This window comes from Oerskovia enterophila (assembly GCF_001692445.1).
Taxonomy (GTDB): Bacteria; Actinomycetota; Actinomycetes; order Actinomycetales; family Cellulomonadaceae; genus Oerskovia; species Oerskovia enterophila.
Genome location: NZ_MAQA01000027.1, coordinates 17,067 through 39,639, shown reverse-complemented (window position 1 = coordinate 39,639; position 22,573 = coordinate 17,067). Strand labels below are relative to the sequence as shown.

Here is a 22,573-nt window from a genome sequence, read left to right as displayed (position 1 = left end):
AACCTCGTGCTCGGCACCGGCGGGGCTCTGAGGGGAGCCCCGGTCGGCGCCGGTGAGCCGTCGGGTGTCATGGCCGCCCGATGCCGATCGGCCTATGTCGGTGCGGGAGAATCTGAGCGTGCAGATCATCCACGTGACCGACCCGGCCGACCCTCGGCTCGCCGACTACACGAACCTCACGGACGTCGAGCTCCGCTCGAAGAACGAGCCGGAGAAGGGCATGTACATCGCCGAGAGCACCACGGTGATCCACCGGGCGCTCCGTGCCGGGCACCGGCCCCGGTCGTTCCTCATGGCCGAGAAGTGGCTCCCGGGCCTCGAGGAGGCGATCTCCGCCGTCGGGCTGGACGACGGGCCCGGCGGGACGGGCGAGCCCGTGCCCGTGTACATCGCCGAACCCGCCGTCCTGGAGTCGATCACCGGTTTCAACCTGCACCGCGGCGCGCTCGCGGCCATGCACCGACCGGTCCTGCCGAGCGTGCACGAGCTGCTGACGACCGCCCGTGACGGGCAGGGTGCGCGACGGGTCGCGATCCTGGAGGACATCGTCGACCACACCAACGTGGGCGCGATCTTCCGCGGGGCGGCCGGCCTCGGGGTGGACGCCGTGCTCGTGTCGCCGCGCTGCTCGGACCCGTTGTACCGGCGCAGCGTGCGGGTCTCGATGGGGACGGTGTTCCAGGTGCCGTGGACGCGGCTCGAATCGTGGCCGGGAGGCGTCGAGGAGCTGCGCGAGCACGGGTTCACGGTCGCCGCGCTCGCGCTGTCGGACGACTCGCTCACGCTCGACGAGTACGTCGCGCGCGGCGACGAGAGGTCGGCGTTCGTGTTCGGGACCGAGGGGCACGGGCTGCAGCGCTCGACGCTCGCGGCCGTGGACCATGTCGTGAAGATCCCGATGAGCGGGGGAGTGGACTCGCTCAACGTCGCGGCGAGCGCCGCGGTGGTGTTCTGGGCGACGCGCGCGTAGTGGTCGCCCGAGTGGCGCAGTCCCGTGGGCCGCGCCGGGTCGTGAGGGCGGGCGGTGCTTCCACGGAGCTGGCAACCATTGTGGTGGCTCCGCAGAATGCACACCTGAGGTTGGCGGGCTGACTGCCGCTCAGACGAGGCCCCGCTCGAGGTGCGCGCGCCGTCGGGCAGCCGGGAACCAGCCCCGGCGGCAGACTGGATCACGCCTCCTGACCTCGCAGGACGTCGATTGTGACGGAAAGCACAAAGTCGAAGGCCTGTCGCGGCACCGCTCGGCCGACCGCCGTTCTTCGGGCGAAACGGCCCGCTCCGACCGTCGCCCGCGCGCCTGGCGCGGCCCGCCGTCGGGCACCACGGGGCCACGGGGGACGAGCCCGCCCGAGTTGATCCACAACAACGCCTCGGACGGCCAAGTCCGCAGGTCAGAGGGCTGTCGACGCCGCTGTCCCGGTTCGGGACCAAGGGCGCCGCGACGGGACCTAGGTCCCGGTACGCACGAGTGAACTCGTCCATATGTTGTGGGTGCCCCCAGCCCCACTTCTCGGACGGAGACACCCGGTGGTCACAGCCGACGTAGCCCCCAGACCAGCACACCAGGTGAGCACCGACGCGCGCCGCGACCTCCTCGACTGGGACCCCAACGACCCCCAGCGCTGGGACTCGAAGGTCGCCTGGAGCACGCTCTGGGTCACGACGTTCAACCTCATGCTCGCGTTCATCATCTGGTACCTGCCCGGGGCGCTCATCCCCACGCTCGGCACGGTCACCGGGTGGGACCTGAGCGAGAGCCAGTCGTACTGGCTGCTCGCCATGCCCGGCCTCACGGGCGGCCTGCTCCGCATCGTCTGGATGATGCTCCCGCCCATGCTCGGCACCCGCAAGATGCTGACGCTGTCCGCGCTCCTCATGATCATCCCGTTCGTCGGGTGGACCTGGGTCGTGATGCTCCCGACGCAGCCCTCGTACGCGCTGCTCGTCGCGCTCGCCCTGGCAGCCGGCCTCGGCGGCGGCGTCTTCTCGGGCTACATGCCCTCGACGTCGTACTTCTTCCCCAAGAGCAAGCAGGGCACGGCCCTTGGTCTGCAGGCAGGGATCGGGAACTTCGGTGTCTCGGTCGTCCAGTTCGTCGTCCCGTGGGCCATCGGGTTCGGGATGTTCGGCCTCGCCGGCCAGCTCGCGCACCCGCAGAACGCCGAGCCGCGCCAGGTCTGGTTGCAGAACCCCGGGCTCATCTTCATCCCGTTCGCGGTCGTCGGTGTCGTGCTCGCCTGGACCCTGCTCAAGTCGGTGCCGGTCAAGGCCAACCTCAAGCAGCAGTTCGACATCTTCCAGAACAAGCACACCTGGCTCATGACCATGGAGTACGTCCTCACGTTCGGGATCTTCTCCGGGCTCGCCGGCACGTTCGGCATGCTCCTCAAGCAGCAGTTCGGCCCCGAGTACCTGACCTGGGTCTTCCTCGGCGCGCTCGTCGGCTCGCTCGCCCGCATGTGCTGGGGGCCGCTCTGCGACCGCTTCGGCGGTGGCGTCTGGACCGTGGTGTCCGGGATCGGCGTCGCGGCCTCGGCCGGGCTCGTGCTGTTCGGCCAGGTCACGGTCGCGGACGGCGAGACGCCCAGCCTCCCGATCTTCATGACCGGGATGGTCCTGATCTTCTTCTTCTGCGGGGTCGGCAACGCCGCGACGTTCAAGCAGATGCCCATGATCTTCCCGGCCCGTCAGGCGGGTGGCGTGATCGGCTGGACGGCCGCGATCGCCGCGTTCGGACCGTTCCTGTTCTCGATGCTGTTCAACTACCTGCCGAGGACGGCCGTGTTCGGCGGGATCATCGCCTACGCGCTCCTGTGCGCAGGCATCGCCTGGCACTTCTACGCACGCCCCGGCGCCGAGGCCAAGAGCTGACCGTGCGCCCGTCAGCAGTGCGTCCGGCACACCCCGCGCCCGGCCTCGCCCCCTCGGGCGAGGCCCGGCCGGGTACGGTCACGCCGGGTGCGGCCACGCAGGAAGTATCCCGGCCGGGAGCGCCCCGGTCAGGCGGGGGCGACCCGGCCCGCCACGAGGATCGGGATCTGCGCGGCCTCGTCGTGGCGTCCCACGTCCACGGTCTCGAGGCGGGCGACGCAGTGGTGCTCGCCGAACTGGGGGACCAGGGCGGTCGCCCGCCGGCTCGACCCGAGCTCGGCGAGCGCGCCGTTGATGAACCCCGCGTGCAGCGAGCACACGACCTGCGGGGTGCAGCGGGCCGTCGCGACGAACGGGCAGTTGTTGAGGACGAGCGCGTCCATGCCCGCGCCACCCGGCGACGCGACCTGCGCCGACGGCTCGCCGCCGAGCGTGGGGGCGAACCAGAGCGCGTCGAGCTTGGACACGAGCCGGGCCGAGACCTCGTGCTCGTCGATGGCCTCGTCGGGCTCGGGCGGCTCGGTGAGGTTCCGGCCCCACGTGCGTCCCACGGCGTAGGTCACGGCGCCCGCGTCCGGCACGTTGTCCGCGACCGCGGTCGTCAGCGCCTCGGCCAGGAGGCGGTAGGCCTGGGCCCGCTCGTGCGTCTGGTTGGGCAGGGTGCCGCGGTACAGGACCTTGGGCCGGCCGGGTGTCGTCCGGGTCTGCTGGGTGCGCTCGGCCAGGCCCGAGTCGACGAGCGACTCGAGGTGGAACCGTGCCGTGTTCTGGTGGACGCCCACCTCCTCGGCGACGTCCTTGACCGACACCGGCGTCTTGGAGTCGCGCAGCAGCTGGATGACGTGCGTCCGCCGTCCGCCGTGGTTGCTGCGACCCGTCGTGCCGTCGAACCCACCGTTGACGTGCTGTCTGGGCACGTGCTCGCCCCACTTCTTCCCGTTCCTGGATCTCTGGTCCCGAGCCGCAGGGCTGCCCCCGCCCGCTGTGCTCGGCACGACAACTCTCGCACGCGCGGTCGGTCCGCCGCACGGAGCGCCCCCTCGGGTGCCTCCGTAGCCCGTGCGCTGAACGCCCCCCACGCAGTCCCCGAGGAGCTCTCGCCATGACCATCGACGACCAGGCGGCCATGTCGCCCCTGATGAAGAAGCTGCTCACGACGCGCAGCCACTTCCCCCAGACGGAGGTGTTCGACTCGGCGCACGCCATGATCGAGACGAACGCTTCGGAGTGGGACCGGTTCTACCGGGACCGCTGGGCGCACGACAAGGTCGTGCGCTCGACCCACGGCGTGAACTGCACGGGGTCGTGCGCGTGGGACGTGTACGTCAAGGACGGCCTCATCACCTGGGAGCACCAGGGCACCGACTACCCGACGACGGGGCTCGACAGCCCCGAGTACGAGCCGCGTGGTTGCCCGCGCGGCGCCTCGTTCTCCTGGTACACGTACTCGCCGTCGCGAGTGCGCTACCCGTACGTGCGCGGTGTCCTGCTCGAGATGTACCTCGACGCGCGCTGCCGCCTGGGCGACCCGGTGCTCGCATGGGCCGAGGTCGTCGAGAGCCCCCTCAAGGCGACGCTCTACAAGCGCGCCCGCGGCAAGGGCGGCCTGGTCCGTGCGGACTGGGAGCTCGCGACCGAGATCATGGCCGCGGCCCACGTCTACACGATCAAGGCGTACGGGCCGGACCGGTGCGTGGGCTTCACGCCGATCCCGGCCATGTCGATGGCGAGCTTCGGGGTCGGGACCCGCTTCCTGTCGATGATCGGCGGGACCTTGCTGAGCTTCTACGACTGGTACGCGGACCTGCCGCCCGCGAGCCCGCAGATCTGGGGTGACCAGACCGACGTCCCCGAGTCGGGCGACTGGTGGAACTCGAGCTACATCATGATGTGGGGCTCGAACGTCCCCGTGACGCGCACGCCCGACGCCCACTTCCTGGCCGAGGCCCGCTACAAGGGCACCAAGGTCGTCGCGATCAGCCCCGACTACGCGGACAACGTGAAGTTCGCTGACGACTGGCTCGCGCCCGCTCCGGGCACGGACGGCGCGCTCGCGCAGGCCATGGGCCACGTGCTGCTCACCGAGTTCTACCGCGACCGCCAGGTGCCGTACTTCGAGGCCTACTCGCGCACGTACACGGACGCGCCGTTCCTGGTCACGCTCGACGAGGCTCCCGGGGAGGGCGGCCAGGGCGCAGGCCAGGAGGGCACGCTGCCCGACGGCGGAGCCGCCCCGGTCTTCCGGCCCGCCAAGTTCCTCACGGCAGCCGACCTGGACGGGCTGCCCGTCGCGGGGGCGACGGGGCAGCGCCCCGAGTTTCGTCCCGTCTTCCTCGACACGGCCGCCGACGCGCTCACGGTGCCGAACGGCACGCTGGCCGACCGGTGGACCGAGGACGGCGTGGGGCGCTGGAACCTCGACCTCGAGGACCACGACCCGGCGCTGAGCCTGCTGGGCCTGACGCACGCGGGAGCCGAGGCGCAGGGGGTCGTCGTCGAGCTGCCGCGCTTCGACGTCGGCGCGACCGAGGGCGGCTCCTCGGTCCTGCGCGGCGTCCCGGCGATCCGCGTGGGCGACCGCCTCGTGACGACCGTGTTCGACCTGCTCATGGCGCAGTACGGCGTGGGGCGCGACGGGCTTCCGGGGTCGTGGCCCACGGGCTACGACGACGCCGAGTCTCCCGGGACCCCCGCGTGGCAGGAAGCGTTGACCGGGGTGCCTGCCGAGCAGTGCACCAGGATCGCGCGCGAGTTCACGCGCAACGCCGAGGTGAGTAAGGGCAAGTCCATGATCATCATGGGCGCGGGTACCAACCACTGGTACCACGCGGACACCATCTACCGGACGTTCATCGCCCTCCTGACCCTCACCGGGTGCCAGGGCGTCAACGGTGGCGGCTGGGCCCACTACGTCGGGCAGGAGAAGGCGCGGCCCGTGACGGGGCAGCAGCACATGGCCTTCGCGCTCGACTGGCAGCGCCCCACGCGCCACATGGCCGGCACGGCGTTCTGGTACACCGCGACCGACCAGTGGCGCTACGAGGGCTTCGGCGCGGACGAGCTCGCCTCGCCGACCGGTCCGGGCACCCTCAAGGACCGCAGCATGATGGACTGCCTGACCCAGGCCGCCCGCATGGGCTGGACGCCCTCGCACCCCGGGTTCGACCGCAACCCGCTCGACCTGTGCGACGAGGCCGCGGCCGCCGGCGTGCCGGTCGCCGACCACGTGGTGTCCGAGCTGCGCAGCGGCGCTCTGAAGTTCGCGGTCGAGGACCCCGACGACCCGCAGAACTTCCCGCGCGTCCTGACGGTCTGGCGGGCCAACCTGATCGGGAACTCGGCCAAGGGCAACGAGTACTTCCTCAAGCACCTGCTGGGCGCCGACTCGTCGCTGAGGGCGCACGAGACACCGCCCGAGCGTCGCCCCGAGGAGGTCGTCTGGCGGGACGAGGCCCCCGAGGGCAAGCTCGACCTGCTGACCAACATCGACTTCCGCATGACCTCGACCTCGCTGTTCGCCGACGTCGTGCTCCCGGCCGCGACCTGGTACGAGAAGCAGGACATCTCGACCACGGACATGCACCCGTTCGTGCACGCCCTCAACGCCGCGATCGCACCCCCGTGGCAGGCCCGGACCGACTACGACGCGTTCCTCGGGCTCGCCGACAAGGTCTCCGAGCTCGCCAAGATCCACCTGGGCACCCGCACCGACGTCATCGCGGCCCCGCTCACGCACGACACCCCGGACGAGATGGCCCAGCCCGGAGGCGTCGTCCTCGACTGGCGCAAGGGCGAGTGCGAGCCCGTCCCCGGCGTGACCATGCCGCGCCTCGTGGTGATCGAGCGCGACTACACCCAGATCGCCGAGAAGATGCGCGCCGTCGGGCCGCTGATCTCGACGGTCGGGACCACGACCAAGGGCGTCACGGTCGTGCCCGAGCAGGCCGTCGAGTTCCTCGCGAAGGCCAACGGCGTGCGCAAGGACGGTGTCGCGAAGGGACGCCCGTCGCTCGAGACCGCGGCGCACATGTGCGAGGCGATCCTCGCGCTGTCGGGCACGACCAACGGCGCGGTCTCGGTCGCGGGCTTCAAGGCCCTCGAGAAGCGGGTCGGGAAGCCGCTCGCGGACCTGGCCGAGGAGAACCACGACCGTCAGGTCACGTTCGCCCAGACCCTGACCGGTCCGCAGAACGTCTTCACGAGCTACGAGTGGTCGGGCTCCGAGCAGGGCGGCCGGCGCTACTCGCCGTTCGTGGTCAACGTCGAGCGGCTCAAGCCGTGGCACACGCTCACGGGGCGCCAGCACTTCTTCGTCGACCACGACTGGATGACCGAGCTCGGCGAGCAGCTCCCGGTCTACCGGCCGCCGCTCGACATGGCACGCCACTTCGGTCACCAGGGCTTCAGCGAGCCGGGCTCGACCGAGGTCACGGTGCGCTACCTGACCCCGCACTCCAAGTGGTCCATGCACTCGCAGTTCCAGGACAACCCGTACATGCTCGCGCTCTCGCGCGGGGGCCCCACGATCTGGATCTCCGAGGAGGACGCGCGGACCGCGGGGATCGCGGACAACGACTGGATCGAGGCGGTCAACCGCAACGGCGTGGTCGTGGCCCGGGCCGTGGTCTCGCACCGCATGCCCACGGGCACGGTCTACATGTACCACTCGAAGGACCGCAACATCGACGTGCCCAAGGCCGAGGCCTCGGGCAAGCGAGGGGGCATCCACAACGCGCTGACGATGATCATGATGAAGCCCACGCACCTCCTGGGCGGGTACGGCCAGCTCACCTACGCCTTCAACTACTACGGGCCGACCGGCAACCAGCGCGACGAGTACACGGTCATCCGTCGGCGCAACCAGGAAGTGGAGTACTGAGATGCGGGTCATGTCGCAGGTAGCGATGGTCATGAACCTCGACAAGTGCATCGGGTGCCACACGTGCTCGGTCACGTGCAAGCAGACGTGGACCAACCGCGACGGCGTCGAGTACGTGTGGTTCAACAACGTCGAGACCAAGCCCGGGACGGGGTACCCGCGCGGGTACGAGGACCAGGACCGGTGGCACGGCGGCTGGGAGCTCGACCGCAAGGGAAGGCTCCGGCTCCGCTCGGGCGGGCGGCTGCGCCGTCTCGCGTCGATCTTCGCGAACCCCGACCTCCCAGGGCTCGACGACTACTACGAGCCCGCGACGTACGACTTCGACCAGCTGATCTCCGCGCCGGCGAACTCGCCGCAGATCCCCGTGGCCCGGCCCAAGAGCGCGATCACGGGCAAGGACATGAAGATCACGTGGGGACCCAACTGGGACGACGACCTGGGCGGCTCGCCGCAGATCGCGTCGAAGGACCCCAACCTCGCGTCGATGGTCGACAAGGTCCAGCTCTCGTTCGAGCAGACGTTCATGTTCCACCTGCCGCGGATCTGCGAGCACTGCCTGAACCCCGCGTGCGTCTCGGCCTGCCCGTCGTCGGCCATGTACAAGCGCGTCGAGGACGGGATCGTGCTGGTCGACCAGGACAAGTGCCGCGGGTGGCGCATGTGCGTCTCGGCCTGCCCCTACAAGAAGGTCTACGTCAACCACCAGACGGGCAAGGCAGAGAAGTGCACGTTCTGCTTCCCGCGCATCGAGGCGGGCCAGCCGACCGTGTGCGCCGAGACGTGCGTCGGGCGGCTGCGGTACATCGGCCTCGTGCTCTACGACGCCGACGCGGTCGAGGCCGCGGCGTCCGTCGAGGACCCGAAGGACCTGCTCGACGCCCAGCGCGACGTCTTCCTCGACCCCACGGACCCCGAGGTGATCGCGGCGGCACGGGCGGCCGGCATCGCCGAGGACTGGATCGGCGCGGCGCAGCGCTCGCCCATCTGGAAGCTCATCCAGAAGTTCAAGGTCGCGCTGCCGCTGCACCCCGAGTACCGCACCATGCCCATGGTCTGGTACGTGCCGCCGCTCTCACCCGTCCTGGACGTCACGACCGAGCTCGGCAAGGACGACGCCGACGCCGACGACGTGTTCCACACCATCGCGTCGCTGCGCATCCCGCTCGAGTACCTCGCGAGCCTCTTCTCGGCCGGGGACGTCGACGTCGTCGCGGGGGTCCTCATGAAGCTCGCCGCGATGCGCAGCCACATGCGTCGGCGCACGCTCGACGGCGACGTCGACCAGGCCCTGCTCGACCAGGTCGGGTACTCGGCCGAGGACGTCGAGGAGCTGTACCGGCTCCTGGCGATCGCCAAGATGGAGGACCGCTACGTGATCCCCGCGGCGCACAAGGAGGACGCGGCCGAGATGGCCTCGTGGGCCTCGGGCTGCTCGCTCGACAACCCGGGCGGACCCGGCATGAGCGCGGCCGCGACGCGCGGCGGACCCGTCTCGGTGCCCCTGCAGGTCCGGAGGCCGTCATGACGACCCAGGCTCCGCCGTCGGGCAGGCGCGCGTTCGTCCCGCTCCTGCGGCGCTCGCGGCGCAAGAACCTCGTCGAGGTCCCCGCCCGGTCCGACGTCCTCGCCCTCGCCAGCATCCTGCTGGCCTACCCCGACGACGCCTGGTACGCCGACGCCGACGAGCTCGCCGCGGCCGTCGGGGCCCTGCCCGACTCGGCCCCGGCCGCGCACCTGCGCGCGTTCTGGGACCAGCACGCGCGGACGGAGCCGCGCGCCGCGCGCGCCCACTACGTCGAGACGTTCGACCTGCGCCGCAAGTCGTCGCTGTTCCTCAGCTACTACCTCCACGGCGACACGCGCCAGCGCGGCATGGCGCTCCTCGCGCTCAAGCAGCGCTACCGCGCGTGCGGGTTCGCCCCCGACGAGTCCGAGCTCCCCGACTACCTGCCCATGGTCCTCGAGTTCGCCTCGCGGGCCGGGACAGGGGCCGGCGAGGCGCCGCTGCGGACCCACCGCGGCGGGATCGAGCTCATCCGGCGCTCGCTCGCCGACCGCGGCTCGCACTACCGCGAGATCCTCGAGGCCGTGAGCGACCTCCTGGGCCCGGTCACCGACCACCAGCGCGACGAGGTCGACCAGCTCGCGCTCAGCGGACCGCCCACCGACGACGCGGGGCTCGAGATCGCCTCGATGCCCTACGGGGGAGCGAGCTGGACGGACACGCCCGGCGCGCCGTTCGGCCCCCCGGAATTCACCTGCGCCCCGGAAGGACGCTGACTCATGTGGGACACCCTCCTCTTCGTGGTGCTGCCGTACGTCTGCCTCGCGATCTTCGTCGTGGGGCACGTCTGGAGGTACCGCAACGACCAGTTCGGCTGGACGACCCGCACGAGCCAGGTGCTCGAGAAGCGCTGGCTCGCCTGGGGATCGCCCCTGTTCCACTTCGGGGCGCTGTTCGCGATCCTCGGCCACGCCGCGGGGCTCCTGATCCCGACGTCGTGGACCCGGGCCCTCGGGATCTCGGACCACACGTACCACGTCGTCGCGGTCGCAGCCGGGACCGTCGCGGGGGTCGTGCTGTGCGCGGGCCTCGTGATCCTGCTGCTGCGCCGGTTCTACGTCTCGGACCGCATCCGCGTGGTCACGACCCCCATGGACCGGGTCCTGTACGCCCTGCTCACGGTCGAGATCGGGGTCGGCATGTGGCAGACCGTCGCGATCAACGTGTTCGGCTCGGGCTACGAGTACCGCGGCACGGTCTCGGTCTGGTTCCGTCAGCTCTTCGTCCTCCAGCCCGACCCGTCGCTCATCACCGCGGCGCCCGCGGTCTACGGCTGGCACGCGGTGCTCGCGTGCCTGCTCCTCGCGATCTGGCCCTTCACGCGGCTCGTGCACGTGTGGTCGGTGCCCGTGGCATACCTCGCCCGGCCGTACGTGGTCTACCGGCAGCGTTCCGCGGCGCCGGGGCGCGGCAAGGTGCGGGCGTGAGCGTGGCCGGCCTCCCTGCGGACGGGGCGACCGAGGTGGTGGCCGACGCGCTCGTCGTCCTCGCGGGTGTGGGGGAGTCCGTCCTCGACGTGGCCGAGCACGAGCGCGCGGTGGCCTCGGCCCACGCAGGGGCGGTCGTGACGTTCGCTGGCGTGGTGCGCGACCACGACGACGGCCGCTCCGTGGCCGCGCTCACCTACGAGGCGCACCCCGACGCCGACCGGATCATCGGCGAGATCGCCGCGCGGGTCGCGGCCCGTTCGGGCGCGGTCCGGGTCGCGGTGTCCCACCGCGTGGGCGACCTGGCGGTCGGCGACGTCGCGCTCGTCGCGGCCGTGTCCTCGGCGCACCGCGCCCAGGCCTTCGAGGTGTGCGGCGACCTGGTCGAGGAGGTCAAGGCGGCGCTGCCCGTGTGGAAGCGGCAGGTCTTCGCCGACGGCACGGACGAGTGGGTCGGGGCGCTGTGAGCATCGCGCCCGCGGTCGAGCGCACGGTCGGCAATCTCCTGCCCGACGGCGCCGCACCCGCCGAGCACGTCACGTCCGGTCGTGCGGTCCCCGGGCGCGCGACGCCGTCGGGAGACGCACTGCCCGGGGGAGGGGCGCCGTCGGGCACGGACCGGCCGTCGGACGCGGACCGACGAGACGCTCCCGGGCTCGTCGACCGGTTCGGGCGCCGCCACCGCGACCTGCGGATCTCGCTGACCGACCGCTGCTCGCTCCGCTGCACCTACTGCATGCCCGCCGAGGGCATGCAGTGGCTGCCCTCCGAGGAGCTCCTCACGGTCGCCGAGATGACACGGGTCGCGGCCGTGGCGGTGCGCCACGGGGTCGAGGAGATCCGCCTCACGGGCGGCGAACCGCTCCTGCGGCCCGACATCGTCGAGATCGTTGCCGACCTGGCGGCGCTCCCGGGGGCACCCGAGATCTCGATGACCACCAACGGGCTGCGCCTCGCGGCGCTCGCGGAGCCGCTCCGCGCGGCGGGGCTCGGCCGCCTCAACATGTCGCTCGACACCCTGCGCCCCGAACGGTACGCGCGGCTCACCCGCCGGGACCGGCTCGGGCGGGCCCTCGACGGGCTCGCGGCGGCCGACCGGGCAGGCTTCACGGGCACCAAGCTCAACGCCGTGCTCGTGCGAGGGGTCAACGACGACGAGATGGTCGACCTCCTGCGGTTCGCGCTCGAGCGCGGCTACGAGCTGCGCTTCATCGAGCAGATGCCGCTCGACGCGGGCCGGACCTGGACCCGCGAGGGAATGGTCACGGCCGACGAGGTGCTCGCCTCGCTCACCGGGGAGTTCGACCTGGTCCCGGTGCCGACGCGCGGCGCCGCGCCCGCCGAGCGCTGGCGGGTCGACGGGACCGACGCCGTCGTGGGGATCGTGGCGTCGGTGACGCGGCCCTTCTGCGGGGCGTGCGACCGGATCCGGCTCACGGCCGACGGCCAGCTCCGCAACTGTCTGTTCGCCCGTGACGAGACCGACCTGCGCACGATCCTGCGCACGGGCGGCGACGACGAACGGATCGCGCAGGCCCTCGGCCTCGCGGTCCGGGCCAAGGCTGCCGGCCACACCGTCGGCACCGCCGGCTTCGAGCAGCCCGCCCGCGGCATGTCCGCGATCGGCGGCTGACCCACCCTTCCCCCGACCCGCCCACGAGAAGGAGCACCGAGATGCCCGCCATCACCCTGCGCTACTACGCCGCGGCCCGCGCCGCAGCGAACGGCCTGGACGAGGAGGTGATCGAGACCGAGAGCCCGGCCGCCGCCCTCCGCGCGAGCGCGCGACGCCACGGCGAGGCGATGCGCCGGGTGCAGGTCGTCTCGTCCTACCTCCAGGACGGGCGCGCGCTGCGCCCGGAGTCCGCCGCCACCCCCGTCGCCGAGCCCGTGACGATCGACGTGCTCCCGCCGTTCGCGGGTGGGTGAGCCGACGTGCAGAGCGCTCCGACGCACGAGCGCTTCCCGCCGCTCGACGCGCCGGCCGCGACGTTCGTGCCGTGCGGTCACCGGCGCGGGGGGCTCCACGGCCCGGTCACGAGCGGGTGGCTGCTCGCGGCGAGCGTGAGCCAGCTCGCCGTGGCCGTCGTGGTCCTGTGGTGCGGGCTCCGCGCCCACCCGGTCCTGACGGTCCCGGCGGCCGTGAGCATCGCCGCGGTGCTGCTCGCGGCCCCCTGGCTCGTCTCGGTCGTCGTCCTGGCGCTCGGGCGAGCGCGGTTCCGGCGCCTCGAGCGACGCTACGTCGCGTGGCTCGACGGGCTCACGGCCGAACGGAGGGAGCTGCACTGCCGGCAGGTCCAGGCCAGGCTCCTGGAGCACGAGGCGGCGCCGCGGCACTGGGTCGTGCCCGCCGACTGGTAGCCGGACGGGACCTGCCCGGCGGTCAGCCGAGCTCGGCGACGAGCCGCGAGGTGAGCGGGACCGCGACCCCGAGGCGGCTCGCCGCGCGCACGACCGCGCCGCCGATCGCGTCGACCTCGAGGGGACGCCCCGCCTGGGCGTCGCGCTCCATCGAGGACCGCGCGCCCGCGGGGAACCTGTCGTAGAGGGCCAGCGAAGCAGCGGGGTCCGCGGGAGCGCCTGATGCCGCCGCCACGGCTGCGACCTCGGCGACGAGCGTCTCGAGCTCGGACCGGTGGGTCGTGCGCACCTCGCCGATGGTCGCGGCGTACCGCGTGGTGAGCAGGGCGAGCGGGGCCAGGAAGGAGAGCTTGGCCCAGACGAGCGCCGGCTCGTCGGCACGCACGGTCGTCGTGATGCCCGCGCCCGCGAGCAGGGCACGCACCGACTCGACCGCCTCGAGGGGCACGTCGCCCGCCGCGAGGTCGATCTCGACGAACGGGCTGCCGTGCACGATCTCTCCCGGGGCGACGCGCGTCGACTCGACCCGGATCGTCGCAGGCACGACGCGCTCGGAGCCGTAGCGGGCTCGCAGCACGTCCAGGTGCTCGACGCCGTTGAGGAGCGGCACGACGACGCCGTCCCCGAGGACCTCCCGGGGGACGAGGTCCAGGGCGTCCGCCAGGCCGGTCTGCTTGACCGCGACGAGAAGCACGTCGACGGGGGAACCGAGGTGCGTCGTCGCCCGGGCGGGGACGTCGAAGTCCCCGAGCAGCCCGCTCCGGACCCGGAGGCCGTGCTCGTTCAGCGACTCGGCCGTCGTCTCACGAGCGACGAACCGCACGTCGTCGCCCGCACGGCTCAGCAGCGCGCCGACGAGCCCTCCGACCCCACCGGCGCCCAGGACCGCGACGCTCGTCCGGTCCGTGCTCTCCGCCTCGTCCACGATCCCTGCCACGTCCTGTCCCACCACGGTCTCCCTCGTCCTGACGATCGAGGTCCCAGGAGAACACGCCGGGGCGTCACCTCGGTGCGAGGCGCGGTCCCTGGGGGAGTGAGGGTCGTCACGACCCGGCGCCGGCGCGCTCGGCGTGGGCACCCGGCGCTGGCGTCACGGCCCGGACGGACGGGTCGGGCGTGCGCCGCGTGAACGGACCAGCCGGCACGCACCGTGTGGGCGAGGCCGGGCGGCGTGTCGGTGGAACGATCCGTGCGGGTGCCTCGTTGGTGCCTACACGACAGCCCGTGGCAGGTACCGACGTGTACCCGGGACGGACGACGTGCGGACGACGCACAGCGAGGGGCGTGAGCGATGCAGGAGAACCGGACCGAGACCACCCGCCCATGGACGTTCGACGCGCGCTCGGCCGCGGTCTACGGGCTCGTGACGGCCGCGTGGTACACCGTGCCCGACCTCGTCGAGCGGCGCAGCACCCGGGCCCTGCTCAAGACCGTGTGCGGGGTGTCCGGGATCGCCCTGCTGCTGCGGACCGAGGAAGGCCGGCAGGCGCTCGAGGGCGTCCGGCGGCTGCGCGACACGGTGCGCGAGCCCGGGCGCGACGACGACGCGCTCGCGGGCGGCCCCGCGTCCGCCGTGGGCACAGCCGTCCCGAGCGAGGCCGACTCGAGCGACGTCCCGGACAATGCGCTGCACGGGCTGACGCCCGTCGAGATCACTCCTGCCGGGAGGACCGCGGTAGCCACCGGGGCGGTCGTGGTCCTCGGGGTCACGACGGCGCTCGCGGTGGTCGGGGAGAAGATTGCCTACCGGTGGGGTGAGCGCCTGCGCGCTCGCGGGGTGCGCGCGCCGCACGCCCGCGTGGGGCTGGTGCTCGGTGCGGCGGCGGGGATCCTGGGCGGGCTCGCGCCGGCGTCCGACGCCGACGAGCAGGACTCCGGGATCGGCTAGGGCTGGGCCGGATCCCGACCGGCTCAGCCCTGTGCCACCCCGCCTCGGCCACCGGCCCGTCGGCTGCCGAGCCGTCCTGAACGACCGGCCGGCCGGCGGGCGTTGGCCGTGGGGCGCAGGTCAGTCGAAGAGCGACGCGAGGCGCGGGAGCCGACGGCGGTTCTCGTCCTCGTCGTCGAAGTCCCAGCTCTCGCCGCTCGGGTCGGACGAAGAGCTCTCCTCGCTGTCCTCACCGTCGCGCGACGGTGAGGCCGCCTCGCGGGCCGCGTAGTACTCCTCGTCGTCGCGGCCGGTCGCCCGCGTCCAGGCCTCGCCCACGAGCGAGCCGAGCGACTCGTACCCGAACCAGCCGGAGCCCCCTCCGCCCATGCCGAGGACGACGGGGTGCTCCGCGAGCGAGTCCGGGTCCGCGACCGTGCGGGTGAACACGTCTCGCCCTGCGAGCACGAGCCCGTCGCGGAAGTCCATGAACCCGTCGTCGCTGCACCCGCCCTCGATCAGGTAGGCAGCGCCCCACACGGGCCAGGCGTAGGCGGCTGCGCTCATCTCGTCGGCCACGGCCGCGAACGCGAGGATCTCGTCGGGCGCCAGCCGTTCGACGAGCAGGGCGGTCAGCGTGCCGGGAAGCGGGTCGTCCTGCGCGCCGCGGTCGTCGGCCCCCTGCCCTGCGCGGGTCCGAGCGTCGTCGACGAGCTGCCAGAAGGTGTCGTGGTCCATGGCGGGAAATGTAGGGGCCACCACTGACATGCACCCGGCGTGCACCTGGTATGCACCGACGCGCGCCCGCCGAGCGCCTGGTCGGCGCCGTCACGGTCGCGCTCAAGGGGAGGCCACCGACGTGCGGTGGGTAGCCGCTAGCATCGTCGCGTGCGAGCAACCGTGGGCGTGGTCGTGACCGGGTTCGACCAGGGAGACCTGGTGCGAGAGGCCGTCGAGTCGGTGCTGAGGCAGACCCGGGCACCCGACCAGGTCGTCGTGGTCGACGACGGCTCGACGGACGCACGGTCGCTCGCGGTCCTCGACGCGCTCCGCGCCGAGGGCGAGGTGCAGGTCCTGCGCCAGGAGAACGCGGGCGTGAGCGCGGCCCGCAACGCCGGGCTGTCCCGGCTGACCACCGAGCTCGCGGTCGTGCTGGACGGCGACGACCGCCTGGCCGAGACCTTCGTGGAGCGGACCGCAGCCCTCCTCGAGGAGGATGCCGACGTCGTCGGCGCCTCGTCCTGGCTGCGCATGCACGGCGTCGCCCACGCGGTCGCCCGCCCCGCCGGGGGAGCGGCGGTCGACTTCCTCCACCGCAACGCCTCGCCGGCGACCGTGATGCTGCGCCGTGACCGCTGGCGCGCGGCCGGAGGCTACGACGAGCGCATGCGGGACGGGTTCGAGGACTGGGACTTCTTCCTCGCGCTGCTCGCGGCGGGCGGCCGGATCGAGATCGTGCCCGAGCCGCTCGTCGAGTACCGCACGTCCCCGACCTCGGCCAACGTGCGCAGCATGGACAAACGGATCGCGCTCTACGGTCACCTGGTCGACCGGCACCGCCCCCTGTTCGAACAGCACCTGCGCGCGGTGCTGCTGGCCCAGGAGGCGGCGTCGATCGCGCGGCTCGACGCCTGGGAGCAGCTGGTGCTCGACCACCCGGAGGTCCCGGTCGACGACGCCACCTACGGCGACGGCGGCATGGCCGCGGTCGTGCGGATCGCGACCGCCCGGGCGGCGAGCGTCGGTGCGCCGACGGCTCGGACCGCCGCCCCCGTCCCGGAGGGCTGAGTCAGAGAGCGCCGCTCGCGGCCGTCTCGTCGACGCCGCCCGCGCCGTCGAACGTCAGGAGGCGGTCGGCGACCTTGTCGATGAAATAGCGGTCGTGGCTCACGACGACCACGGCGCCGGGGAAGTGCGCGAGCGCGCGCTCCATGACCTGTGCGCTCGTGAGGTCGAGGTGGTTGGTCGGCTCGTCGAGCACGATCACCGAGGCGCCCGACAGCAGGCACTGCGCGATCGCGACGCGGGCGCGCTGCCCGCCCGAGAGCGTGCCGATCTTCTGCTTGAGCTCCATCTCGGAGAACTGCAGCATCGTCAGGAACCGGTTGACGTTCTTCTTGGTCGCGGAGTAGGCGAGCGTGCCCGGGGCCGCGCTGACGGCGTGCGCGACCGTGTCGTCCAGGTCGAGGTCGGCCACGACCTGGTTGTAGGAGACGAACGTCGAGTTCTTCTTCCAGGTGATCTGCCCGGCGTCGGGCGGGACGACCTCGGTGAGCACGTCGAGGAGCGTCGACTTGCCGGACCCGTTCGCCCCGACGACGGCCACGCGGTCACCCCGGTGCAGCGCGAACGTCAGGTCGCTGAACAACGGGTCACCGCCGAACCCCTTGGTGAGGCCCTCGACCTCGACCAGGCGCTCGCTCACGTGGAGGTCCGCGTAGATCGTGGTGATGATCTGGTCGACCGGGCGAGGGGCCTGGCGCTTCTTGATGTCGGCGAGCTTGCGCTTGAGCCCGCGGCTCTTGTCCTTCGCGGCCTGCTTGCGGGCGTCGCTGGCCTCGACCTCGTACGCGAGCAGCTCCTCCTCGTGCGCGAACTGGCGCTCGATGGTCTTGAGGCGCGACTGCTTGGCGTGCACGTAGTCGGAGTACCCGCCCTCGTACTCGTGCAGGCGGCGGTTCTCGATCTCGACGATCCGGTTGACGGCCCCGTCGAGGAACTGACGGTCGTGCGAGACCACGAGCACCGCGCCCGGGTAGGTCTGGAGCCAGTTCTCGATCCAGCGCACGCCGTCGAGGTCGAGGAAGTTGGTGGGCTCGTCGAGCAGCAGCACGTCGGGACGCTGCACGAGGATCCGTGCGAGCGCCGCGCGGTTGCGCCAACCGCCCGAGAGCTGGTCGACGGGCAGGTCGCGGCGCTCGGCGTCGAACCCGAGGCGTGTGAGGACCGTGTCGATGGTGTTCTCGTACGACCACCCGTCGATCGCGTCCATGCGCTCGAACAGGTCGGCCTGCTCGGTCAGGAGCCGCGTCATCTCGTCGCCGCCGTCGTCCATGAGGTCGGGCTCGGCGAGGCGCTCGCCGATCGCGTCGAGGCGCTCCTGCGTCGCGTGGACGTCGGCGAACAGCGCGCTGAGCTCCTCGGCCGCGCTGCGGTGGCCCGCGAGCTCCGAGAACTGCGAGAAGTACCCGATCGTGACCCCGAGGTTGACGTCGACCGTCCCGGCCGTGGGCTCCTTGCGCCCCAGGATGAGCTCGAGGAACGTCGTCTTGCCCGTGCCGTTGCGGCCCACGAGCCCGACGCGCTCGCCCTCGCGGAGCTTGAGGTAGGCGTCGCGCAGCACGACCTTGTCGTCGAACTGCATGCTCACGGCGTTCAGGCGGATCAGGCTCACAGGGGTCCTCTCGGGCTCCGTGCCGCACGTCGGCACGACCCCGAACACTACGCGGGCGGGCTGTCCGCACCCTTGCGGGCTGCCGTACGGCAACCGTTCGTCGCACGTGACCTACCGCTCGTCGCACACCTCGACCGCCCGTCGACGTGACGTGGATCACGGACCTGCGGTGTCCCTAGCCTTTCCCGGTCGGACGCAACGACGCGACCTGAGGGAGAGAGAACCGATGACCACAGACATCCGATCGACCGCGGAGGCCGCCCCGGACGACGGGCTCTCGCCCGACCCGACCCTTCCGCCGACTGCGGTCCCCGAGTCCGCCCTCGCGCCCCGCTGGAGCTGGCAGAAGGTCGCGCTGTGGACCGGGATCGCGCTGCTCGGGGGCGTGGCGTGGGTCATGCTCGCGCTCGTGCGCGGCGAGACCGTCAACGCCATCTGGTTCGTGTTCGCCGCGGTGTGCAGCTACCTCATCGGCTACCGCTTCTACTCGAAGGTCATCGAGCGGTACATCACGCGCCCCGACGACCGCCGTGCGACGCCCGCCGAGGTGCGCTCGGACGGCAAGGACTACGTCCCGACCGACCGCCGGGTGCTGTTCGGGCACCACTTCGCGGCGATCGCGGGCGCCGGTCCGCTCGTGGGCCCGGTCCTGGCGGCGCAGATGGGCTACCTGCCCGGCACGGTCTGGATCATCGTCGGCGTCATCTTCGCGGGGGCGGTGCAGGACTACGTCGTCCTGTTCTTCTCGATGCGTCGCGGCGGGCGCACGATCGGTCAGATGGCCCGCCAGGAGCTCGGGCGCATCGGTGGCACGGCCGCGATCGTCGCGTCGCTGCTCATCATGCTGATCATCGTCGCGATCCTCGCGCTCGTGGTCGTGAACTCCCTGGGCGAGAGCCCCTGGGGCGTCTTCAGCGTCGCGATGACCATCCCGATAGCCCTGTTCATGGGCGTCTACCTGCGCTACCTGCGCCCCGGGCGCATCACCGAGGTCTCGATCATCGGCTTCGTGCTCCTCATGGCCGCGATCGTGGGCGGCGGCTGGGTCGCGAACACCCCGTGGGGCGCGGACCTGTTCCACCTCGACCGCACGACGATCGCGATCGGCATCATCATCTACGGCTTCATCGCCGCGGTCCTGCCCGTGTGGCTGCTCCTGGCACCGCGCGACTACCTGTCGACCTTCATGAAGGTCGGCGTGATCGTGATGCTCGCGGGTGCGATCGTGATCGTGCGCCCCGAGATCTCGGTCCCCGCGGTCAGCGAGTTCGCGAGCGGAGAGACCGGCCCGGTGTTCTCCGGGTCGCTCTTCCCGTTCCTGTTCGTCACGATCGCGTGCGGCGCTCTCTCCGGCTTCCACGCGCTCATCGCCTCGGGCACGACGCCCAAGCTGCTCGAGAAGGAGCGTCAGACGCGCTTCATCGGGTACGGAGGCATGCTCATGGAGTCGTTCGTCGCGATCATGGCGCTCGTCGCGGCGATCTCGCTCGACCGCGGCATCTACTTCGCCATGAACGCCTCGGCCGCCGCGACGGGCGGGACCATCGAGGGCGCGGTCGCGTTCGTCAACTCGCTCGGCCTGGCCGGAGTGAACCTCACGCCCGACATGCTGTCCTCGACCGCGGCGGCCGTCGGTGAGGAGTCCATCGTGTCCCGCACGGGTGGCGCCCCGACCCTGGCGCTGGGCCTGGCGCACATCATGCAGCAGCTGTTCGGCGGTGCCTCGATGATGGGCTTCTGGTACCACTTCGCGATCATGTTCGAGGCGCTGTTCATCCTCACGGCCGTCGACGCCGGGACGCGCGTCGCGCGCTTCATGCTCCAGGACTCGCTCGGCAACGTCGTGCCCAGGTTCCGTGACGTGTCGTGGCGCCCCGGCGTGTGGTTCTGCACCCTGGTCATGGTCGCGGGGTGGGGGAGCATCCTCTACCTCGGCGTGACCGACCCCCTCGGCGGGATCAACACGTTCTTCCCGCTGTTCGGCATCGCCAACCAGCTCCTCGCGGCCATCGCGCTCGCGGTCGTCCTGGCGATCGTGGCCAAGCGCGGACGGTCGTACTTCCGCTGGCTCTGGATCGTCGCGCTGCCCCTCGCGTTCACCGCGGTCGTGACCATCACCGCGTCGTTCGAGAAGATCTTCTCGCCGGTCCCGGCGGTCGGCTACTGGGCCAACCACAACGCGTTCAAGGAGGCCCTGGCCACGGGCGAGACCTCGTTCGGCACCGCGACCTCGGTCGAGGCCATGGAGGCGGTCGTGCGCAACACGTTCGTCCAGGGCACGCTGTCGATCATCTTCGTGGTCCTCGCGATCGTCGTGATGGTCGCGGCCCTCGTGACGACCGTCAAGGCGCTGCGTGCGGGCGGAGGGGAGAACCACGAGGACGAGCCCGTGGCCTCGCGCCGCTTCGCGCCCGCAGGGCTCCTGACGACCGCGACCGAGAAGGAGATCGAGGCCGAGTGGGCCCAGCTCCCGCCCGAGAAGCGGCCCGTGTCCTCGGGCGCGGGGCACTGACGTGGGGCCCGTGCGCGACGCGCTCGCCCGCGCGGCGAGGGGCGCGGCCTGGTACGTCCGCCAGCTCATGGGCGACGACGCGTACCGGGTGTACGTGGAGCACCGCCGCGCCGCGCACGGGCCCGACGTCCCCGTCCTGACCGAGCGCCAGTTCTGGCGCCAGCGCATGGACGACCAGGACCGCAACCCCGGCGCCCGCTGCTGCTGAACTCGCCGAGGGTGACGCTGCCGGTCGCCGAGGGTGACGCTGCCGGTCGCCGAGGGTGACGTCCAGGCGGTTCGGTGCTGTCACCCTCGGCACGCCAGCGCGTCACCCTCGGCACGCCAGCGTGTCACCCTCGGCACGCCAGCGTGTCACCCTCGGCGGTCCAGTACGTCACCCTCGGCATGCCAGCGCGTCACCCTCGGCGACATCTCTCCGGAATAGGATCTCGACATGTCCGGACCCGCGTTCACCGGAGCCGTCGTCGGCCTGGTCGTCGGCGTCCTCCTCACGGGCGCGCTGGTCCTCGCCTGGCGGCTGGCCCGCGGCACCCGCGAGCTCGGCAGCGACTCGGAGCGCGCGACGTTCCGCACCCTGCACCTCGCGTCGCGCGCCGCCACGCACCTGCGTGACGGCCTCGAGGGCGACGACGTCGGCCGAGCAGCGCGCCACCTGCGTGCGCTGCTGGGCTGCGACGCGCTCGCGGTCGTGACGGCAGACGGCGTCGTGGCCCTCGACGGCCCGGCCCACCTGCTGGCCGAGGCCGAGCGCGTGGGGGCGCGGACCGTCGAGACGGGCAGGCGACAGGTCTACGGGGGCCGCGAGCCGTCGTCGGGCACGCCCTCGCCGGACGGGCCGCTCGAGGCCGTGGGTGCCCCCGTGCTCGCCGGGGGAACCGTGGCAGGCGCCGTGGTCGCGTTCGCGGCGCGCGTGCGCCCGCCGCTCGTGCGCGCCACGGGCGAGGTCGCGCAGTGGTGCGCGGCCCAGCTCGAGCTCGGTGAGCTCGAGACCTCGCGCACCGCGCTGGCCCAGGCCGAGCTGCGCGCCCTGCGCGCCCAGATCAGCCCGCACTTCATCTACAACTCGCTCGGCGCGATCGCCTCCTTCATCAGCACCGACCCCGAGCGGGCGCGGGACCTGGTGCTCGACTTCGCCGACTTCACGCGCTACTCGTTCCGCGGGCGCGGCGACTTCACGACGCTCGCCGACGAGCTGCACAGCATCCACTCGTACGTCGAGCTCGAGCGCGCGAGGTTCGGCGACCGGCTCACCGTGACGCTCCAGATCGCGCCCGAGTCGCTCTCGACCGTCATCCCGTTCCTGAGCGTCCAGCCGCTCGTCGAGAACGCGGTCCGCCACGGCCTCGAACCGCGCGAGGCCGGGGGCACGATCGTCATCAGCGCGCGCGACGAGGGCACCCAGACGGAGATCACGGTCGAGGACGACGGCGTCGGGATGTCGCCCGAGACGCTGCGGGCCCTGCTCGCGTCGGGCTCGCGCGCGACCAACGTCGGTCTGCGCAACGTCGACACGCGCGTGCGCCAGCTCTACGGCGACCAGCACGCGCTCGAGATCGAGACGAACGAGGGCGCGGGTACCCTCGTGCGGATGCGCGTGCCCAAGTCCCAGCCCCAGCACGAGACCGAGGTGAGCAGGCCGTGAACGACGACGTCCCCGCGGCCGCCGGGTTCGGCGAGCCGGCCGGGAGCCCG

The 22,573-nt window shown here is 72.1% G+C and carries 19 protein-coding genes; 15 read left to right on the top strand and 4 right to left on the bottom strand.

Annotated features, from left to right (window positions below):
* The first annotated feature begins 94 nt into the window (after positions 1-94).
* On the top strand, positions 95-970 hold the full coding sequence (locus tag OERS_RS12010) for a TrmH family RNA methyltransferase (protein WP_068625932.1): 876 nt from the start codon (positions 95-97) through the stop codon (positions 968-970).
* 596 nt (positions 971-1,566) lie between these two features.
* Positions 1,567-2,871 (top strand): MFS transporter, encoded by a 1,305-nt coding sequence (locus OERS_RS12005; RefSeq protein ID WP_056647091.1) that lies wholly within the window; start codon positions 1,567-1,569, stop codon positions 2,869-2,871.
* A 128-nt stretch (positions 2,872-2,999) separates the two neighbouring features.
* Here OERS_RS12005 and OERS_RS12000 read toward each other — a convergent pair whose 3' ends face one another.
* Positions 3,000-3,788 (bottom strand): helix-turn-helix transcriptional regulator, encoded by a 789-nt coding sequence (locus OERS_RS12000; protein ID WP_056647089.1) that lies wholly within the window; start codon positions 3,786-3,788, stop codon positions 3,000-3,002.
* A 185-nt stretch (positions 3,789-3,973) separates the two neighbouring features.
* Between OERS_RS12000 and OERS_RS11995 the strand changes: the two genes are divergently transcribed.
* From OERS_RS11995 to OERS_RS11960, 8 genes are all read left to right on the top strand, one after another.
* On the top strand, positions 3,974-7,750 hold the full coding sequence (locus OERS_RS11995; protein WP_083201405.1) for a nitrate reductase subunit alpha: 3,777 nt from the start codon (positions 3,974-3,976) through the stop codon (positions 7,748-7,750).
* A 1-nt stretch (position 7,751) separates the two neighbouring features.
* The gene (narH, locus tag OERS_RS11990) at positions 7,752-9,278 is read left to right on the top strand and encodes a nitrate reductase subunit beta (protein WP_068625931.1); all 1,527 of its coding nucleotides are present in this window, start codon (positions 7,752-7,754) and stop codon (positions 9,276-9,278) included.
* The gene (gene narJ / locus OERS_RS11985; RefSeq protein ID WP_139107810.1) at positions 9,275-10,033 is read left to right on the top strand and encodes a nitrate reductase molybdenum cofactor assembly chaperone; all 759 of its coding nucleotides are present in this window, start codon (positions 9,275-9,277) and stop codon (positions 10,031-10,033) included. Before narH ends, narJ begins: the two co-directional genes overlap by 4 nt.
* A gap of 3 nt (positions 10,034-10,036) precedes the next feature.
* Positions 10,037-10,744 carry a respiratory nitrate reductase subunit gamma gene (gene narI / locus OERS_RS11980; protein WP_068625930.1) on the top strand — a complete coding sequence of 236 codons (708 nt, stop codon included), beginning with the start codon at positions 10,037-10,039 and terminating at the stop codon, positions 10,742-10,744.
* Entirely contained in the window at positions 10,741-11,211 is a 471-nt protein-coding gene (locus OERS_RS11975; protein WP_248948529.1) for a molybdenum cofactor biosynthesis protein MoaE, read from the top strand. The genes narI and OERS_RS11975 overlap by 4 nt, the downstream gene beginning before the upstream one ends.
* Before the next feature lie 119 nt (positions 11,212-11,330).
* Positions 11,331-12,377 carry a GTP 3',8-cyclase MoaA gene (moaA, locus tag OERS_RS11970; RefSeq protein WP_083201410.1) on the top strand — a complete coding sequence of 349 codons (1,047 nt, stop codon included), beginning with the start codon at positions 11,331-11,333 and terminating at the stop codon, positions 12,375-12,377.
* A gap of 41 nt (positions 12,378-12,418) precedes the next feature.
* On the top strand, positions 12,419-12,673 hold the full coding sequence (locus OERS_RS11965) for a hypothetical protein (protein WP_056647077.1): 255 nt from the start codon (positions 12,419-12,421) through the stop codon (positions 12,671-12,673).
* Positions 12,674-12,679: 6 nt separating this feature from the next.
* Entirely contained in the window at positions 12,680-13,105 is a 426-nt protein-coding gene (locus OERS_RS11960) for a hypothetical protein (RefSeq protein ID WP_068625929.1), read from the top strand.
* Between the two features lie 22 nt (positions 13,106-13,127).
* On the opposite strand, the gene OERS_RS11955 is transcribed toward OERS_RS11960, so the two are convergent.
* Positions 13,128-14,057, bottom strand: coding sequence for a ketopantoate reductase family protein (locus OERS_RS11955; RefSeq protein WP_211268473.1), 930 nt, complete (start codon positions 14,055-14,057; stop codon positions 13,128-13,130).
* A 339-nt stretch (positions 14,058-14,396) separates the two neighbouring features.
* On the opposite strand from OERS_RS11955, the gene OERS_RS11950 reads away from it, so the two are divergent.
* Positions 14,397-14,993: a hypothetical protein gene (locus OERS_RS11950; protein ID WP_068625928.1), complete on the top strand. Its 597-nt coding sequence runs from the start codon at positions 14,397-14,399 to the stop codon at positions 14,991-14,993.
* 120 nt (positions 14,994-15,113) lie between these two features.
* On the opposite strand, the gene OERS_RS11945 is transcribed toward OERS_RS11950, so the two are convergent.
* The gene (locus OERS_RS11945; RefSeq protein ID WP_068625927.1) at positions 15,114-15,710 is read right to left on the bottom strand and encodes a DUF4240 domain-containing protein; all 597 of its coding nucleotides are present in this window, start codon (positions 15,708-15,710) and stop codon (positions 15,114-15,116) included.
* A 150-nt stretch (positions 15,711-15,860) separates the two neighbouring features.
* Between OERS_RS11945 and OERS_RS11940 the strand changes: the two genes are divergently transcribed.
* A complete protein-coding gene (locus tag OERS_RS11940; protein ID WP_068625926.1) occupies positions 15,861-16,760 on the top strand; it encodes a glycosyltransferase family 2 protein in 900 nt (299 codons plus the stop codon).
* 1 nt (position 16,761) lies between these two features.
* Here OERS_RS11940 and OERS_RS11935 read toward each other — a convergent pair whose 3' ends face one another.
* Complete coding sequence (locus tag OERS_RS11935; RefSeq protein ID WP_056647060.1) at positions 16,762-18,366, bottom strand: ABC-F family ATP-binding cassette domain-containing protein; 1,605 nt, start codon at positions 18,364-18,366, stop codon at positions 16,762-16,764.
* Between the two features lie 226 nt (positions 18,367-18,592).
* Here OERS_RS11935 and OERS_RS11930 point away from each other — a divergent pair, with 226 nt between their 5' ends.
* From OERS_RS11930 to OERS_RS11920, 3 genes are all read left to right on the top strand, one after another.
* A complete protein-coding gene (locus OERS_RS11930) occupies positions 18,593-20,878 on the top strand; it encodes a carbon starvation CstA family protein (RefSeq protein WP_068625925.1) in 2,286 nt (761 codons plus the stop codon).
* Between the two features lie 10 nt (positions 20,879-20,888).
* Positions 20,889-21,086: a YbdD/YjiX family protein gene (locus tag OERS_RS11925; protein ID WP_369800645.1), complete on the top strand. Its 198-nt coding sequence runs from the start codon at positions 20,889-20,891 to the stop codon at positions 21,084-21,086.
* Between the two features lie 228 nt (positions 21,087-21,314).
* Positions 21,315-22,523, top strand: a complete 1,209-nt coding sequence (locus OERS_RS11920; protein WP_056647051.1) for a sensor histidine kinase — start codon at positions 21,315-21,317, stop codon at positions 22,521-22,523.
* Positions 22,524-22,573: the final 50 nt, after the last annotated feature.